A 17,123-nucleotide genomic window follows, 5' to 3' on the forward strand; every position below is an offset into this window, starting at 1 on the left:
TGTTTGTCATGCCGTACTGTCACTTTTATGCGCCTGTTTGTATCTCGTTAGCCTGACCGCAAGTTACTGCATCCCATTGACGAACTTCTTTACACATTTATTCCCCAGATGGCACGCGCTTGCTTTTGTCTGGCCGTTTCTTGCCATTCTGGCGAGCGAGGCGACGGGACAAGAAGTCCTGCGCGAAATCAATGTAACCTCCAATCGGGCGATAAAGGAGCCCCTGGTAGAGAGCGAATCCCTTAAATGGATCAAGCGTCCAAGCAGCGATGCGGGCGAGTATCTGCAACAAAAACCTGAATTCTCCTCCACCAGGATCGGCGGCACGGCGGGGACCGTATTCCTGCGTGGCCTCGGTGGCCCCCGTTTGGGAATTGTCATGAATGATAGTTTGGAAGAAGCTGGGGCCAATCACGGTACGGACCCCGGTACTTCCTATATCCAGCCCGATGCCCACGATCACATAACCGTGGTGAAGGGACCGAATAGCGTGCTCTATGGCTCCAGCATGGGAGGCTTGGTGATATTCAACGAAACGCCCAAGAAATTCGACAAACCTGGCGTACGTGTCCGGGCGGTTGGGGGGATGGGCAGCTTTGGCCGCCGCGATTTGACAATGGATGCCACGGTGGGGGCTCCCCTGGTTCAGTTACGGGGCGTTGTCAACTTTACCCGGGGCGACAATTACAAAGATGGTTCAGGCAGGGAAGTTTTCTCCTTTTTCAAACGAGACTCCAACAAGCTGATCGCCACGTTCACGCCGACTTCAAACGTTACCGCTGAACTCAGCGCGGAACAAGGCGATGCCCAGATCGCATTCCCGGCTTTTTCCCTGATGGGGGACGGTATTCACTTCAAGCGACAAATCCTGGGAAGCCGCTTCACGGTAGCAAATATCACCAATAAATTCCGAAAACTGGAGGTGCAGTTCTTCGACAGGGACCTCGATCACCTGATGGACAATTTCACTCTCAGGCCGGTAACGGTCCAAGTACTTAATCCGGATCCGCCAGGCCCATTAATCACCAATACCAATCGCAGAACCCTGAGGCAGAAGTTTCGAGGACGCTCAGCGAGGGTTGCGGCTACGTTTGATTTGAGTGCCGCAACCGAGGTTGTTATCGGTTATGAACACAGGGACAACAAATACGCCGGCAACAACCAAACAGTCGGAACCCTCTGCATCATCACGACCTGCACCACCAACGACATTTTTTCTCCTTTTTATGATCTGCATACGATCAGTAATTCGATGTTCTCCGAGGCCACGCACCTCGTTAATGCTACGACCACGCTTAAATTTGGCGTGCGCCGGGAGTATTTTCATACGCGGGCGGGAGACTTGTTTACTTTTCTGGGGGCCCCCCTCGATACCTCGAATGGCCAACGTGATGATACGCCTACCAGCACTTTCATCCGTCTTGAAAAAGAGGTGCTGCCCGCTACGGTCGCATTTATCGCGTTGGCTAACGGCGAGCGCCCGGCCAGTAATCTCGAACGTGCTAGCTTCAATGGATTTAATCTTAAAAAGGAAAAGAACCGCGAATTAAATATTGGCTTGACCGTAAATCGCCCTACCTGGCAAGGGTCGGTTACCATGTTCGGCAGCCGCATCAATGATTATATTCTTATTAATCAAGGTATTATATCAGAAAATGTGGACGTTGATCGCGTTGGCACTGAAGTCGATCTGGTCAAGCAGATTACACCTAACTGGAGATTATTCGGCAATCTTGCCTGGATCAGGGCGGAAAATCTTACGGGTCACGGCCACGGGTCCGTTCCGCTGGCCCAGACGCCGCCGCTGGATAGCAGATTCGGTGCAATATTCCAGCAAGGAACATTCTCCCTCACATTAGGAGGACGTGTCGTAATGAAACAGGATCGTATCGATCCGGGTTTCGGAAATTCGCTCGGTATTGACAATCCGACCACCACACCGGGGTTTGAAACAGCCAACGTCTCGATGTCCTGGAAACCGCAAAAATACGTTCAGTTAAGCATGGGTGTCGAAAATATCTTCAACCGCACCTATTTTGAACACCTCAGCCGCAGAATGGGGGACATACCACCGGGATTTGTGAATCTTGGACGGGTCTATGAACCGGGACGCGCGGCGTGGTTCAGGATAGTCTTCAATATGTAAGCTAGCAACATAACGTCTGGGAGGTGCGACAAATTGTCGCGCGACAATATGTCACATTCCCAAACAGATTTTTCCTCCTTACACTCCATATCACTGTCACCGTTCTAATTTTTGCCGGATCGAAACCGTTGATCTACAGCATGCATGTCACAGCCGCACTAATCGGGTTAGCGATAGCAACCGTTTCGTGTGAGGCAGCGCAACCCCCCGTTGCCAAAATGCGTGTCATTGAAAACCCTGCCGCGACCGGTGCGCAGTTTCCTCGTCTCGCGTCGCTTCCCGATGGTGGGATATTGATGAGCTGGGTGGAGCCGGCTGGCAAGGATCATATTCTCAAATATGGCTTGTTGCGCGATGGAAAATGGATACGCCAGGGCGAGGTCGCGCGTGGCGGAGACTGGTTTATCAATTGGAGCGATTTCCCATCTGTCGTAGCCATCGACAAGTCATTCTGGGTAGCGCATTGGCTGGTCAAACACAAAGGCGGCCGTACTTACGACTACGATATCGCAACATCCATTTCCAATGATTCCGGCGTAACCTGGAGCACTCCCAAGTCACCGCATCGCGATGGATCTGCCGCTGAGCATGGTTTTGCCGTCATTTTTCCGGTGCATGGCGATGCCGGTATTATCTGGCTGGACGGACGTGATCGCCTTGCGAAGCAAGATGGCGGCAAGCATAAGGGAAAATCCGGTAATTTTGCCTTGCGCTATACGCGCATTCATCGTGATGGTGGCATGGATAAGGAACAGGTAATTGATAATAGCACCTGCACCTGCTGTTGGCCGACTGTGGCTGTGACACCGGCAGGCCCAGTGGCCGCCTGGCGCGGCCGCACCGAGAACGAGATCCGCGATCATCGGGTAGCGCATTTGCACCATGGCAAATGGACAAAACCGGTACCACTGCATGGAGACGGCTGGGAAATTGCCGGGTGCCCAGTCAATGGCCCGATGCTGGCAGCACGCGGAATGCAAGTCGCGGCGGTCTGGTTTACCGCTGCGGACGATCATCCGCGCATACGCGCCGCATTCTCCACGGATGGCGGACAGAGTTTTAGCCAGCCCGTTGAGGTGGATAAGACAGATCCATTCGGACGTGTGGGTGTCGCATGGAGCGATGATCGCACCGCGGTCGTTTCATGGATCACTGCGGCGAACGCAGGTACCAGAAAACCCGGCCTGGCACTACGCAAACTGCATACCGACGGCTCGGCGGATCCGATCCAGCATCTCGGGGCAATCAGTGGCGGACGGGACACCGGCGTCCCGCAACTCGCTGCGTACGGGCAGGGTTTCGTCATGGCCTGGACGGGGGCAGCGCCAGATCACGGCATTGAGACAACATTTATTCCAGATGGCTCGGCTGGCTCAGTTCCTTTGCGCCGTTGATTCTCCCTTATCGCCCTCCGCCCAGACGCGCCGCTACACTACAGAAATACGCGGAAACGTGTGGACAAAGGAAAAAGTCCGGTGCGAAATAAATCGCTACCGGACCAGGGGTATCCTTCAGGGGAGGGCAAGAAGGGATACCCATAGGTATTCTCCTCTATTCCGGAAAAATCTCTGTTCGCTGTCCCACATAGAATAAAACAAATAAGCAATAAGCTTATTATTCCCACATCACATTGCAGTTTTTCTTTGCCGCCGCGGTGAGCAATTCGATCAGAGGCAACGCCCGGTATTCGAAACGCACAGCCTGATCGTCCCGTTCCTCGCCTTGAACATTGTCAGCCGATTCTGGCGTAGCGGCGGGCGTCGATTTTTCTGCCTCAATTGCGCCTTTCAAGCGATCAAGCGCGACCGGGATATCCTCGGCCAGTATTGCGCCGGGCACTGTCCCACTGTGCCCCATCATCTTCAGCAGGCGCTGTGCGACATCGCCAAACAGGGTGATGTCGGCGTAGGCGTCGCATTTGAATGTTGTCAGCATAGAACGTCCCGGTAAAAATTGTGGCAAATGAACTAGCGATCAAGATTACATGGGAAAAGTGCCATGTTGCCCGCGGTATACAAAAGCATCAGCCTCCCGGCTTTCACACCGCATACTCAAGCCTGCGTCGCCTGTTGCATGCAATACCCAGAACAAACAGGCCAGCCACGAACATGGCCATCATTTCAGGTTCCGGCACGGCGCTGGCAAAAGTCGCTGCGAGGATAGAATGGGCCCGGGTGGTAGGATGGAAAGTATCCCAATAAAGGAAACTGTCCGGATTGACACAAAGCGAGGAATCCGTCAAGCAGGCATTTTGTACATCGGTGAGGCCGTAATTGGACGGATTCGCGATAACGCCGTTCACGAAAGTATAAGTATCGAATTGAAATATATGGGCATCGGGAAATTGCGAGCTTACGTTCCCCAGTTGGCTAGCCAGTTCATTATTGAACACAATGGAAAACATGTGCGCATCCGCCTTTGCCGCGTTCCCATCGGCGACGACTGAGGGCGTGGCGCTCAAGTCCGGAAGATTGGGAATTAGAAAATTTCTCGCACCCGCCTCTGCGAGCACGCTTACATATCCCGCAATATTCTGGGCGGCAAGCTGGGACGCTGCAACTGTGGTCAAACCTTTGTGCGACAGATAGTCATTTGCTCCTCCCCACAAGAAATACAACGCGTCGGGATCGGCACTGCGATTCGAATCACTTATATATTGCCCCACTTCGTGGTTCATCCCCGGCAGCGGAAGTATGCCTGGAACAGGAATAGGAATAGGACCTGGAAGCAAGCTTCCCTTCTCGATTGCAGTGCCTCCATCGCCGTAGTTTCCGATACCCGAGGTGGCCCCTGCGATGGCATAGCTGTGAAAATTCGCAGCACCACTACTTACCGCTCCCGGAAAGAGAGCATCCGCCAGATACTCCGTGGCAACTTTTCCATTGGAAACGCGTCCGTCAGCATAAGGAGGACAGGGGAAAAAACAATTGTCCAATAATCTTTTATAGAGGCTCAGCTCGGCATACTGACTATTTCCCGCGTCCGAGAGGCTGTCGCCGAATGCATACAAACCGCTGAAAGGCGCCGCGCCAGCGTTGCCCCCCGCCAATAGCAAGGCAAAAAACGCGGCAAAAGACCCTTTTACGCTCATGATCAATCTCCCTCGTTAATTTGATAGCAGAAATCCCGCTCCGCTGATGGCAGTTATTGATTCATGCTAATAGGGAACTCGATTAGTCACGGTTTTTGATCAACAAACCTATCAAGACACCCAGTCCGATTGCCAGTCCAACCGTCCGCCAGGCATTTTCATGTACGTATTCATCGGTTATCCGTGCCGCAGTCCGTGATTTATCAACGACGGAATCTTCAAAATCCTGCAGATATTCCTTGGCATGGGTCAAGTTCTCTTCGATTTTGTCACGCAAAACCTGAGCTTTGCCTCCGCTCTCGCTGCTTACGGATCTCATCAATTCCTCGGTATCGTTAATTACCGAATGAAAATCTTCAATAAGCTTTTCTTTGCTTTCTCTGGCGGTATATTTTCCCATTGCATCCTCCATAAAAAAAAACAGTATAGCATCAGCGAAACTTCCCACCAACGCCCGGCCAGGCGCCATTGTCATACAGCCGGACAAGATCGGAGCCGCCACCCAAGAGTCTCATACTCTCTTTGTTTCCGCAAATCCGGTCTGTCTGGCACCGCACATACGGCACCTGAATTTCGGTGTAGCCTGCATCATCGAGTTCATTCCCCACTTCTGTCAACCATCTATAGAAATCGGTTGGAACCAAAAACAGCGAGGAGCCAATGTCATACCTGCATACCCCCAAGCAAAACCTTTTCCTGGCCGCTCTCCCCGAGGAGGTTTACGAGCGTCTGAAATCATGTCTTGAACTTGTTTCCCTGCCGCAGGGATGGGCAGTCTACGAGGATGGCGGGGAAATTGACCTTGTTTATTTCCCCACCACCAGTATTATTTCACTGTTTGCAATAACGGATGAGGGGGAATCAGAGAAGATTGCCGTTATCGGTAATGAAGGCGTATTCGGCATTGCCCTCCTTATGGGGAGAAAAACGGCGCCAAACCGTGCAGTGGTACAAAACAGTGGTTATGGTTACCGCCTTAAGGCAGCTAATCTGAGAAAAGAGTTCGAGCTTGGCAGTCCGTTACGCTATTTGCTACAACGTTATACGCAAAATCTGACCGCAAGAATTGCACGAACCACAGTGCATCCCATGCATTCGGCTTCCGGGACCGGTATTTCCATAACCGGCCCATCCCCTTCTCACATGGATACCCTGGTTACGCAAGCGCTACAACCCTCGAAGTGGATTGAATCAACACGTTCAGGCATGAACCTGCGCTCACCTCAGCGAGCAGCCTAGCAGCCTTTCTGACCTGAAGAATCGAAGCGAAAAAGAGACTGGGTAGGAAGGCCAATAATTATTCTATTGGCTAAAGAAGCGGTGATGAAATAGGCCTAGCCAGCCTTTTTGCAGCTGACTTCCTTTAAGTCCGACAGGCTGTGAGCCGGACTTGGGCAGTGTGCTGCAAGCGGTCGTCGACCAGAGCGACGACCAGGTCATGTTGCGTCACCCCATCAATCGTGAGGCTCTCCTCCCCCTCCCCGTCGGCTATCTGTACGACAGTGATGCGATAGACTGTTTCCCGATAGCGATAGCTCACCGTGAACGCCTCCCAATCCGTGGGCAGGCAGGGCTTGAAATACAGCTTGTTTCCCTCCAGAGTAAGACCCAGCAGTGTTTCCAGCATCAGGCGATACAGCCAGCCGGCGGAACCTGTATACCACGACCATCCACCCCGTCCGGTATGAGGAGATACGGCATAAACGTCGGCTGAAACCACATATGGTTCGGTTTTATAGATTGCCGCCGCCTCCGGCGTCCGCGCATGATTCACGGGATTAATCATCGCCAGCAATTCCCACGCTCGTCTGTGATCTCCCAACCCGGCGAAGGCCATCGTTGCCCAGATTGCGGCATGCGTATATTGGCCGCCATTCTCGCGCACACCGGGGACATAACCTTTTATATAACCCGGATTCAGGGCTGATTGATCAAAGGGTGGATCGAGCAGTTGAATCAATCCCGCGTCCCGCCGGACCAGATGCTGATCCACCGCCTCCATTGCCTGGCGCTGGCGCTCGCCGGCACCAGCGCCAGTCAATACCGACCAACTCTGCGCAATTGAGTCGATCCTGCATTCAGGATTGCTGGATGAGCCCAGCGGGGAGCCGTCATCGAAGAAGGCGCGGAGATACCAATCGCCATCCCAACCGTGGCGTTCGATATTCTTGCGCAGCAGATTCGCTTCCTTCTTGCAGCGCGCCGTAAAAACCGTATCGCCACGCTGCTCGGCAAGACTGGAAAATTGTATGAGCACGTCATACAGAAAAAAAGCCAGCCAGACACTCTCGCCACGCCCGTGGAATCCCACCAGGTTCATGCCGTCGTTCCAATCCCCGCTGCCCATCAACGGAAGGCCATGCTCTCCGAATCGCAAGCCGTGCACGATGGCACGTACGCAATGTTCATACAGGTTCGCAACCTGTTCAGAGCGAACCGGCAAGTCATAGTATGACTCCTCATCGGCACCGACCTGCCGGCCCTCAAGAAAGGGGATGGACTCCTCCAGCACATTGATATCGCCAGTGGTGGCAATATAACGGCATGCCGCCAAGGGTAGCCAGAGATAGTCATCCGAACAGCGGGTCCGCACGCCACGTCCTCCTGGCGGATGCCACCAGTGCTGAACATCACCTTCAATAAACTGGCGCGCCGCTGACCGGAGCAGGTGTTCGCGCATAAGCGCGGGCTCGGTATGAACAAGCGACATCACGTCCTGCAACTGATCACGGAATCCGAAGGCTCCCCCGGATTGATAGTAACCGCTACGGCCCCACAAGCGGCACGCAAGAACCTGATATACGAGCCAGCCATTGATCATTACATTGACCGAGGGATCAGGTGTTTCCACCTGTATAGCGCCGAGCGTATGCCCCCAATACCGATGCACGCTTCCCAGAACGTCATGCGCTGCGGTTGTTCCACGGAAGCGCTGCGCGAGCTTGACGGCATCATCGGTATCAGATCCGGCGCCCAAACGAAAGCATATCTCCCGCGACTGGCCATCCAGCAGATCGAATGGAATCCGGATAGCGCCACAGGGATCAAGCGCCGGGCCTACGCGCCCGGAAAGTAAGTCCGTGGACATCATCGCCGCCGGATTTCTGAAACCGCCATTGCGGCCAATGAATTCGGTTCGATCGCCGGTCACACTGCGTACCGTGTCATCGGCATCAAAAAAAGCAACGCGCCCCGAGAACTCGTTGCTGTAGGGATTGCGTGCGAGCAAGACGCCGCTTCCGACGTCGATCTCGGTAACGATATGCATCCTGCTTTTCTCCGGCAAATCACCCAATACCCATTCGACGCATCCGGTTGCCGAAAGCTTGCGCAACCTGCCGGATTCGTTGCGAACTTTCAATACGGCAAATTTTACCGGGGCATCGAGCGCCACATAAACCCAGAGTTCGGAAGTAATGCCGCGTTCAGTATGCTCGAAAACGCTGTAACCGAACCCGTGGCGCGAAACATAAGGCGTCGCTCCACGCTTGGGTAATGGCGCCGGCGACCAGAAATAGCCGCTTTCTTCATCGCGCAAGTAATAAACCTCCCCCCCAGCGTCGCAAACCGGATCGTTGCTCCATGGCGTCAAGCGGAACTCATGGGCGTTCTCGCCCCAAGTGTAGCCTTGGCCGCTCTCGGTGATAACGGTGCCGAATTGTGAATTTGCCAGAATATTTGACCAGGGGACGGGTGTCGTCTGATCCCGTCCGGTCGTTATGATGTATTCGCGTCCATCGGCGGTGAATCCTCCATACCCGTTGTCGAAGAGAAGCTCGCGGTGAGGGAGTGTAGCGTTTTGCACCATATCGGACTGGCGATCCGGCTCCCACCTCATGGGTGGAATCGGCAACTCCCCGGGAATCCGGCGCGTTATCTGCTCCGACAAATTGCCTTGACTGTCGAGAATAATCACGCGTGCAACGGTTTGCAGCAGGATACGATCCTCGGCGGCGATCTGCTCGGCACGACGGATGAAAATACCGCCCGGCCGATCAAGCACGTGGGCTTCGGTACTGCCAGCGACCAATCCCATGATGTGATCGTGTAGAAGCTGCCGATAACTCGAATGGTCCTCGTTCCAGATTATCAAATCGACAGTGAGCCCTTTCAAGCGCCAGTAGGCATGCGCCTGCACCAACTGCCGCACCAGATCAATGTTGGCCACATCGCTGATCTGGAGCAGCACAATCGGCAGATCGCCCGAAATGGCATACCCCCATAGCCCTGATTGATTGCGCTGATTCTTGCTCAATATGGCGCCATCGGCGCGAAGACAAGCATTGGCATAGAGCACCGAACCTGCCAGGCGGCCAAATAATTGAGCATCGGTCTCGGTCGCGTTGAGCTGCCGTAATACAACCAGACTGTGGGTCCATGCGAGATCAAAGACACGGTCCGACAAACGCGGATCCTGATACTTGTCCACCAGATTCATGACGGCATGACGAGAGTCGCCCGCTCCGGTAACGATATCGATCGTCACGGATTCTCCCGGTTTTATGGTGACGCGCCGCCGGATGGCTACGATCGGGTCCAGAACCGAGCCGGCGCTCCCGGAAAGCGGTCCCGCTTTTGTCATCGCCTGCGGATTGGATACATTATTCCCGCGTCCAATGAACGTCATCCGGTCCGTCTCATAGGAAACTGCCTCGCTACCGATTCCATGTAGCGTCATTAGATGAAACATCCAGGGTACCGGGTCGCTCTGGGAGCGAGGCCGCCGGCTGCAGAGAATCGCATACCGCTCGGGCAGTATTTCCGTCTGTACGAAGAGATTGCCAAATGCCGGCGCCTGAGCGTCGGCTGCTGGCGTCGACAGCACCACCTCGGCATAGGAAGTGACCTCAATGGTCCGGTGTGTCCAGGCACGATTGGTGACACGAACCCGGCGCAACTCGATATCATCTTCCGGCGATACCGTAATCTCGGTGTGAGTGTCGAAATCGAGGTCACGGCGGCGGAACTCGACACGTCCTTCAGAAAAGAGCACGCCATAACGCTTGGCTTCTTTTGATGTAGGCTGGTGCGTATTCGACCAGAACTCCCCACTCGCCATGTCGCGCAGGTAACAGAAGTTACCCCAGTTGTCGCATGTGCTGTCTTCCCGCCAACGGGTGACAGCCAGATCCTTCCAGCGACTGCTGCCACCGCCGCTGTTGGTGACCATGACATGATACCGGCCATTCGACAGAAGTTGCACTTCGGGAATAGGCGTGTTCGCGCTCGAAAGTATGCGCATTGGCATGTCCGGAAGCTCCTTGGCTACCCGGATATCGGGGAGTTCGGCAGCCTGTGAACGGAGAGCCGACGCCTTCGGGATCCTTTCCTGCAGCAACAGCATCGTTGCCTGAAACGATGGCTCGGATTCGAATCGCCGTTGCATGGGGCGATCCAGCAATACATATGCGAGGGAAAGCAGGCTCATGCCTTGGTGATGAGCCATGAACGAGCGCACCACGGCACGTGCTTCGCCGTGTCGCAGTCGTGACGGTGTGTAGTCAACCGCTTCATAAAAGCCGAATTTCCCGACAAGATCTTCTGAAGCAAGCTGCTGAAGATTGCTACACGCGACCTCGGGAGCGATCATCAAGGCGAGCATGGAAGCATAGGGTGCAATGACCAGATCTTCAGCCAGACCCCGTTTGAGTCCCAGTCCGGGAACGCCGAATGCACGATATTGATAATTGAATTGGACGTCGACAGCATTGTAGCCCGATTCCGAGATGCCCCAGGGCACCCCGCGTTCCTCGCCATATGCGATTTGCCGGTCAACCGCCGCTTTGTAGGTTTGGTCGAGAAGCGTGTTGTCGAATGTGGGCATCACCAGTAATGGCATGAGATACTCAAACATCGAACCGCTCCAGGACAACAAAGCGGACTCTCCTCCGACGGTTGTCAGCATGCGACCCAGAGCGAACCAGCTTTCCTGGGGCAACTCCTCCTGCGCGATCGCAACGAAATTGCACAGTCTGGCCTCCGAGGCGAGCAGGTCGTAATAGCTTGCATCGAGCCGGCGTTCGCCGGCATTGTATCCAATGGCAAGTTGCCGTTGCGCATGGTTGAACAGGAAACCATATTCCATCCGCGACATTTCACCTGTTAACAGCACAAGATGTTCGAGCGTATCCAATTGATGGCGCGCACGCTCATTCCCTTGCGCGGCAAGAAACCTCAGTGAAGGAATTTCCGCCGTATGCGCCGCGTCTGGCATGTCGGTCTTCGGAGCGGGCAACACGACTTGCGATATGAGACCGGTAAATTCGGCAAGTATATCTTCACATTGCCTGTTCAAAATCTGTGCCCATTCATGAGCGTCGCCAGTGCCAGCAGCGGATTGCCCTTCGGCAATCTCATGGATCACCCTCCTGGAGCATACAACCAACTGGTCAAGCTCGACTCTTGCACTTGCGATCGTGAGAGGATGAGTGCCGGCCGCTGCGAAGAGCGCCTGTTTGAACTGCGTCAGCGAACTCGCGGGAGCGCCGGCGGCTTTCTCCAGAATCCGGAGCGTATCGTTCAGTCCCAGAAATATCTGTTCGCCAATAATTGGGGCATCCGCAACTTCCAGCAATCCTGCGCGTAGTGTCAGCAGATGGCCCGCGAGGTTACCGCTATCCACTGTGGAGATGTAGCGCGTCAACGGCGCCCGTGTTTCCGTGTCGTACCAGTTGTAAAAATGACCGGCGTGCCGTTCCAGCGCTTCCATCGACTGAAGCGTATTTGCCGTACGATCAATGAGCTGCCCTACTCCGATGTAGCCAAAGTCGTGGGCGGCGATATTGGCCAGCAGCGCCAGGCCCATGTTGGTCGGTGATGTACGATGCGCGATCGTCGCGACAGGATGCTCCTGGAAATTATCCGGCGGAAGCCAATGATCCTTTGGACCAACGAAAGTCTCGAAGAAAAACCATGTCCGGCGTGCAACCTGACGCAAAAAGTGGATTTGCCCGATGGTCAATTCCGCGCTTCGCGGGGGAAACGGCTGACTTATCCACCAGGCAATGGCGGGAGAACCTGCCCATAATAATAACACCGGCAATGCGACGATTAACGCAAGCGGTTCCGTCATCGCGATTCCAATCATCCCGGCAATGGCAGTTGCCGGGCCCACCCACATTGTTCGAAAAGACATCCCGAGACCGACAGATCCCTTGTCAACGATCACCGAATCGGATTCGCGTTCAACTTCGCGGGAGGGATTCCATTCGAGAAGCCGGCGGTGTGTGACCAAAAGCCTTATATGAGTTCGTACAATCGCGTCGAGGCTGAAATAGGCTTCATAGGGAAGGCACACCAGTACAAATAATATTTGCCCGAAATGCCGCCCCGCCGCTCGTACAGTGGTAATCATATGCTGCCGCAGCGGCATTTCCGAAGGCTTATGCAGCAGATCCGAAATAATGGTTATCACGGCAGGGATAGCGAGCACGCCTATGACCGCTAGCGTCCAGAACCATGCGTGGGGAAGCGCCACCCATCCCAGCAGAAGGAGCAGTGTCAAGGCCGCCGGAACAAGACTGCGCCGCAGGTTATCCAGCAACTTCCACCGCGACAACGCCGATAGTGGATTCGGATGGTGGTCCGCATCCATTCCCGGAACACGCCACAACAGCCAGGTGGCGAGTTGCCAGTCTCCCCGAATCCATCGGTGGCGGCGGCTCACATCCGCGCTGTAACGCGAAGGAAATCCCTCATACAACAGGGCATCACTCAACAAACCCGAGCGGGCATAACAACCCTCGAGAAGATCGTGGCTTAGAATCCGGTTCTCGGGAAGACGATTGCAAAGTGCTTGCTCGAATGCATCCACATCATAGATACCCTTGCCCACGAACGAGCCTTCATAGAATAAATCCTGATAAACATCGGAGACAATTCGCGTATACGGATCTACCCCGGCTTCGCCACCGAAAAGCCATGCATATCGCGACCGGTTTGTACTCGATAGACTCACCGCGACCCGCGGTTGCAGAATTCCATAGCCCTCGGTCACGAGCTTGCAGGTTCCATCCGCGCAAGTTGTGTCAAGTCGTGCGCGATTCAACGGGTGAGCCATTGAGCCGACAAACTGATACGCCGCTTCTCGTGGCAATTGGGTATCGGTATCGAGCGTGATGACATATTTCACTTCGGACAGTTCGGCTATATTGCCGACGACCAGGGAGAACGCATCGCTTCCCGCACCACGCAGCAAAGCATTCAAATCCGCGAGTTTCCCGCGTTTGCGCTCATGACCCATCCAGATCCGTTCCAGCGGATTCCAGCGGCGGGGGCGATGAAACAGAAAAAACGGGCCATTAGTGCCGCCGGTCGGCAAGCCGGCTGCGGCAGCCATGTCATCCTCAGCCACACTGGGATATTTTTTATTCAACTCTTCGATACTTGCGCGTGCAAGCTGCAATAAAGATTCGTCTTCAGGCAGCGTTTCCCGGTCCGCATCCTGGAAATCAGTCAATAAACCAAAAAAAAGATTATCGTCGCGATTGGCCAGAAATCTGACTTCAAGCGCTTCCACGAGATTCGGAACGTCGGAATTGTTCGTCAGCAGGGTCGGGACCACTACCAGGGTACGAAACGCCGCGGGTATTCTCGCGGAAAAATCCATACGGGGCAGCGAATGGGGCGCTACCAGTAATTGAGTCGCCCAATTTACCAGCGCTACGGCCAGTTGGCTCGCCGCAAGAAGCGACAGTACCCCCACCGCCCCCAGTAGCCATTTGTTTGCGCCGCCGGCATACGCCTCGAGCAAAAGCCCACCCGTTATACTCGCCGTTATCAAGACGATCGCGCCAACATAAAAGAAAAGCGGATGCCGGCGGCCGGCACGCGAGAGTTTTTCCGGGATTGACAAGCGTACCTGTGCCGCCTGTTCGAGGTCGGGCAGGCCTATGTCAATCAGGTAGAAACCAACGTGCGACCTGGCATCGCCATCATTCTTCGCCGCGCCGTTTCGTGCCAACTGGAGCGCATGGCGCGCCACTTCCACTTCCGGAATGGAACTTGCCTTGGCCAGGCGCTCCACGGCATGCCGATAGTGATCACGGGTGGCAAAATCCATTCCGCCATAGACGCCCTTCGGATCTTCTCGCAACGTCTGTTCGACAACACTGATAGCTTCGACAAACTCGCGCCAATCAATAGCGCCCAGCATGCGCAGGCTATTAATGCTGTTGGAGATCGAAACCTGATCAGCCGCCTGTTGCTGATTTCCAATGTGCACCATTTGCTCAATCGTTTGATTCGACTCGGCAAGCCGCTGTTCAATCCAGTTCAGGGGCAGCGCCAGCGCGGGCCCCTGTCCCTGCAACCGCCGCGCCAGTTCCGAAATGAATGGCGTGGTCATTGGCGGATCGGACCGAGCCATATCCGCAATGACGAGAACCAGACTCTTGGGATCTTTTTCAGCGATCTTAGTGATCTCGTCAGCCCAGACGCCCGCAAGATTCCGGTCGATCCTCCCGGCCGCCACATGAACCCCCACGCGACGCAGGTTTTCAAGGAGTGACAGCCGCAGCATGATTGGGATCGCCCATAATTCCCCCAATTGCAGATTGGCAACAGCCTGGTACGCCATGACAAAGCGCCTGAGGCTCTCCGTATCGACCCTGCCATCTCCATGCGAGATCGCCTGCAGAGCAATATCATATACGCGTGGAAGATTGGCCGATGGCCCGCGCGCGACGAGAGGCAATTCACGGCTGTAACTCTTGGGAAGGTGACGCTTGGCGATGCGAATCTGCTCTTCTATCAAATAGAAATTGTCGAAAAGCCATTCGCCCGCCGGTGTAAGCGGCTTATCCGCGGTAACCGCTTCGGTCAATACATTACAAATATTGAACAGCGTACTCTCGTTCTCATCCAGACGCGCCAGGAGCTGATCCGTACCACGCGCCGATGATAATTCGTGAGAAGCCGCGAGAATTCCACCATACAATTCCATCTGATCGGCGCTGAATAGCTCGGACCGCAGAGGTAATTCCTCGCCAAGCCGCACGCTTGGTTTTCCGATTTTACGAAACCTGGCGGTAACGGAGAGTAAAAGCTCGGAAACCGTCATGTCTCTATTGATCCACGGATTTAAGAAACCGAAGCAAGGAGGCTGGATGTGAATTGATTTTGAAGGCCAATAGCGATTCTATTAGCTGAAAAAGTGTCAAAATATGGATCGGCCAGACATTTTTGCAGCCGATTTCCTTTAAACTCGACAGGCTGCCAGCTTTCAATTGAATTTCTCCAGGTTGCCGCGATGGCTATGGGTATTTCGTATGTCGCGGCCTTATTTTGATTCAGGGGTTGTAAAATCTTGGCCGGCGTGTGAGGTGTCGTTGACTGGGAGCGGATGAAAAGAAAAATACTATTCTGGAAATAATTACCAAGGCCTCTCTTGCAAGCCGCAAATCTTCCATAGGGGGATTACCGCCTAACCTCCATGGATTTTTATTTCACCTGCATTTCATTCTTTACCGATTTCACGCCGCTGACACGTTTTGCGAACGCAGCCCCGATACCCAGCCCGTTACAACACGAAAACGATGATAGGGCTTAGCTCATCCATAGTATGTACGCTATCGCACAAAATGGACACTCGATAGGAGATAGTATGCCGGGGAAGTGCTATTATAATTCGCACGGGAGGCGGTCTAGCGGCAGAAATAAGGAATCGGCATATGCGGAATCCCTTGATTCCATTTTGGACCGCCCCGGCCGCGCTTAACTTTTACAGTCCACTGTAAGCTAGCAAATGCCCAGTTCCTGCCAACATCAGCCCATCCAGAACCAGCTCCTCGCTGCGCTGCGGACGACTCAGCTCGAACGTTTGGCGTCTCATCTGGAGCTGGTTCATATGCCGCTTGGGGACGTTCTGTGTGAATCTGGCGGCCGTCTTCATTATGTGTACTTTCCAACTTCGGCTATCGTCTCCCTGCACTACATCCTGGAAAACGGAGCCTCTTCCGAGATCGCGGGTGTGGGTAACGAGGGTATGCTCGGTGTTTCACTCTTCATGGGAGGCGAAACCACACCTAGTTGGGCCACCGTGCAAACGGCCGGGTATGGCTACCGCATGAAAGCCGGGTTAATGCTGCAGGAGTTCAATCAGGCAACGCCTATTCAGCGCTTGCTGCTGCGTTACACCCAGGCGCTGATGACGCAGATCTCCCAGACCGCGGTATGCAATCGCCATCATACGATCGAGCAACAGTTGTGCCGCTGGTTGTTACTAACGCTGGACCGGTTAGGGTGTCAGGATTTGACCATGACGCAGGAATTGATTGCCAGCATGCTCGGTGTGCGGCGCGAGGGAATTACCGAAGCCGCCGGTAAATTGCAAAACGCCGGAATGATTCGCTATCGTCGCGGCCATATCATGGTACTTGACCGAGCTGGACTGGAAAAACACGTTTGCGAGTGCTATCACGTGGTAAAAAAAAAATTTGACCGTCTATTTTGGGATGTGCGGAAATTCTAGCCCACATATTTTTACCAGATCGCGGAATGAAGACTCGTTACAAGTAGATTCACGTTTACTGGACCACGCCAATGCTGAACCTATCGGCACGAGATAGGGAAAGATGCTTGAACCACCCATCAGCGCCTGCGCAGCTGACGGCAAAAATTCGGCTTGACGCTATTGCTCGACGCCATTATTCATGATGTTTGCGATAATTTCCCGGCCGGCCTGGTGAAATACCCAGGCAAGCCGCCATTTCATCTCTTCTTCCCTTCGCCTCTCGCGGCACATTGTCACTGAAGTGCTCCATTCGCCTCCTGATCTTCCTCCGGCGCCCATTCACTTGCAATCAAAAATGGAATGTGTGCGCTGACGTACCGACCGCACCAGCTGATAAAAACTAAGATTCAATCAGGAAATTCGCAGGGAGTCGT

At 54.2% G+C, this 17,123-nt stretch carries 8 protein-coding genes; 4 read left to right on the plus strand and 4 right to left on the minus strand.

Annotated elements, in window-relative coordinates; all coding sequences use genetic code 11:
• Positions 1-76: 76 nt before the first annotated feature.
• A complete protein-coding gene (locus tag BLO43_RS14210; protein ID WP_139149284.1) occupies positions 77-2,146 on the plus strand; it encodes a TonB-dependent receptor domain-containing protein in 2,070 nt (689 codons plus the stop codon).
• Between the two features lie 218 nt (positions 2,147-2,364).
• Complete coding sequence (locus BLO43_RS14215) at positions 2,365-3,540, plus strand: hypothetical protein (protein WP_175443974.1); 1,176 nt, start codon at positions 2,365-2,367, stop codon at positions 3,538-3,540.
• A 220-nt stretch (positions 3,541-3,760) separates the two neighbouring features.
• Here BLO43_RS14215 and BLO43_RS14220 read toward each other — a convergent pair whose 3' ends face one another.
• The 3 genes from BLO43_RS14220 to BLO43_RS14230 all read right to left on the minus strand — a co-directional run bounded on the left by BLO43_RS14220 (position 3,761) and on the right by BLO43_RS14230 (position 5,637).
• Positions 3,761-4,081 (minus strand): DUF1840 domain-containing protein, encoded by a 321-nt coding sequence (locus BLO43_RS14220; RefSeq protein WP_090907630.1) that lies wholly within the window; start codon positions 4,079-4,081, stop codon positions 3,761-3,763.
• Positions 4,082-4,184: 103 nt separating this feature from the next.
• Positions 4,185-5,237: an SGNH/GDSL hydrolase family protein gene (locus BLO43_RS14225; protein ID WP_090907631.1), complete on the minus strand. Its 1,053-nt coding sequence runs from the start codon at positions 5,235-5,237 to the stop codon at positions 4,185-4,187.
• A gap of 82 nt (positions 5,238-5,319) precedes the next feature.
• A complete protein-coding gene (locus BLO43_RS14230) occupies positions 5,320-5,637 on the minus strand; it encodes an ElaB/YgaM/YqjD family protein (RefSeq protein WP_081346872.1) in 318 nt (105 codons plus the stop codon).
• 260 nt (positions 5,638-5,897) lie between these two features.
• Here BLO43_RS14230 and BLO43_RS14235 point away from each other — a divergent pair, with 260 nt between their 5' ends.
• Positions 5,898-6,476 (plus strand): Crp/Fnr family transcriptional regulator, encoded by a 579-nt coding sequence (locus tag BLO43_RS14235; RefSeq protein ID WP_254773489.1) that lies wholly within the window; start codon positions 5,898-5,900, stop codon positions 6,474-6,476.
• Positions 6,477-6,600: 124 nt separating this feature from the next.
• Here the strand turns inward: BLO43_RS14235 and BLO43_RS14240 are convergent, their stop codons facing one another.
• The gene (locus BLO43_RS14240) at positions 6,601-15,297 is read right to left on the minus strand and encodes a glycoside hydrolase family 94 protein (protein WP_090907632.1); all 8,697 of its coding nucleotides are present in this window, start codon (positions 15,295-15,297) and stop codon (positions 6,601-6,603) included.
• Positions 15,298-15,981: 684 nt separating this feature from the next.
• Between BLO43_RS14240 and BLO43_RS14245 the strand changes: the two genes are divergently transcribed.
• Positions 15,982-16,707 carry a Crp/Fnr family transcriptional regulator gene (locus BLO43_RS14245; protein ID WP_090907633.1) on the plus strand — a complete coding sequence of 242 codons (726 nt, stop codon included), beginning with the start codon at positions 15,982-15,984 and terminating at the stop codon, positions 16,705-16,707.
• Positions 16,708-17,123 lie beyond the last annotated feature (416 nt).

The sequence above is a fragment of the Nitrosospira sp. Nsp13 genome (assembly GCF_900101945.1).
Classification (GTDB): Bacteria; Pseudomonadota; Gammaproteobacteria; order Burkholderiales; family Nitrosomonadaceae; genus Nitrosospira; species Nitrosospira multiformis_D.

Bases quoted from the DNA above. Each gene is read 5' to 3' on its own strand.
- BLO43_RS14245 (WP_090907633.1), top strand. From the start codon at position 15,982: ATGCCCAGTTCCTGCCAACATCAGCCCATCCAGAACCAGCTCCTCGCT.
- BLO43_RS14215 (WP_175443974.1), top strand. From the start codon at position 2,365: ATGCGTGTCATTGAAAACCCTGCCGCGACCGGTGCGCAGTTTCCTCGT.
- BLO43_RS14225 (WP_090907631.1), bottom strand. From the start codon at position 5,237: ATGAGCGTAAAAGGGTCTTTTGCCGCGTTTTTTGCCTTGCTATTGGCG.
- BLO43_RS14240 (WP_090907632.1), bottom strand. From the start codon at position 15,297: ATGACGGTTTCCGAGCTTTTACTCTCCGTTACCGCCAGGTTTCGTAAA.
- BLO43_RS14230 (WP_081346872.1), bottom strand. From the start codon at position 5,637: ATGGGAAAATATACCGCCAGAGAAAGCAAAGAAAAGCTTATTGAAGAT.
- BLO43_RS14235 (WP_254773489.1), top strand. From the start codon at position 5,898: ATGTCATACCTGCATACCCCCAAGCAAAACCTTTTCCTGGCCGCTCTC.
- BLO43_RS14220 (WP_090907630.1), bottom strand. From the start codon at position 4,081: ATGCTGACAACATTCAAATGCGACGCCTACGCCGACATCACCCTGTTT.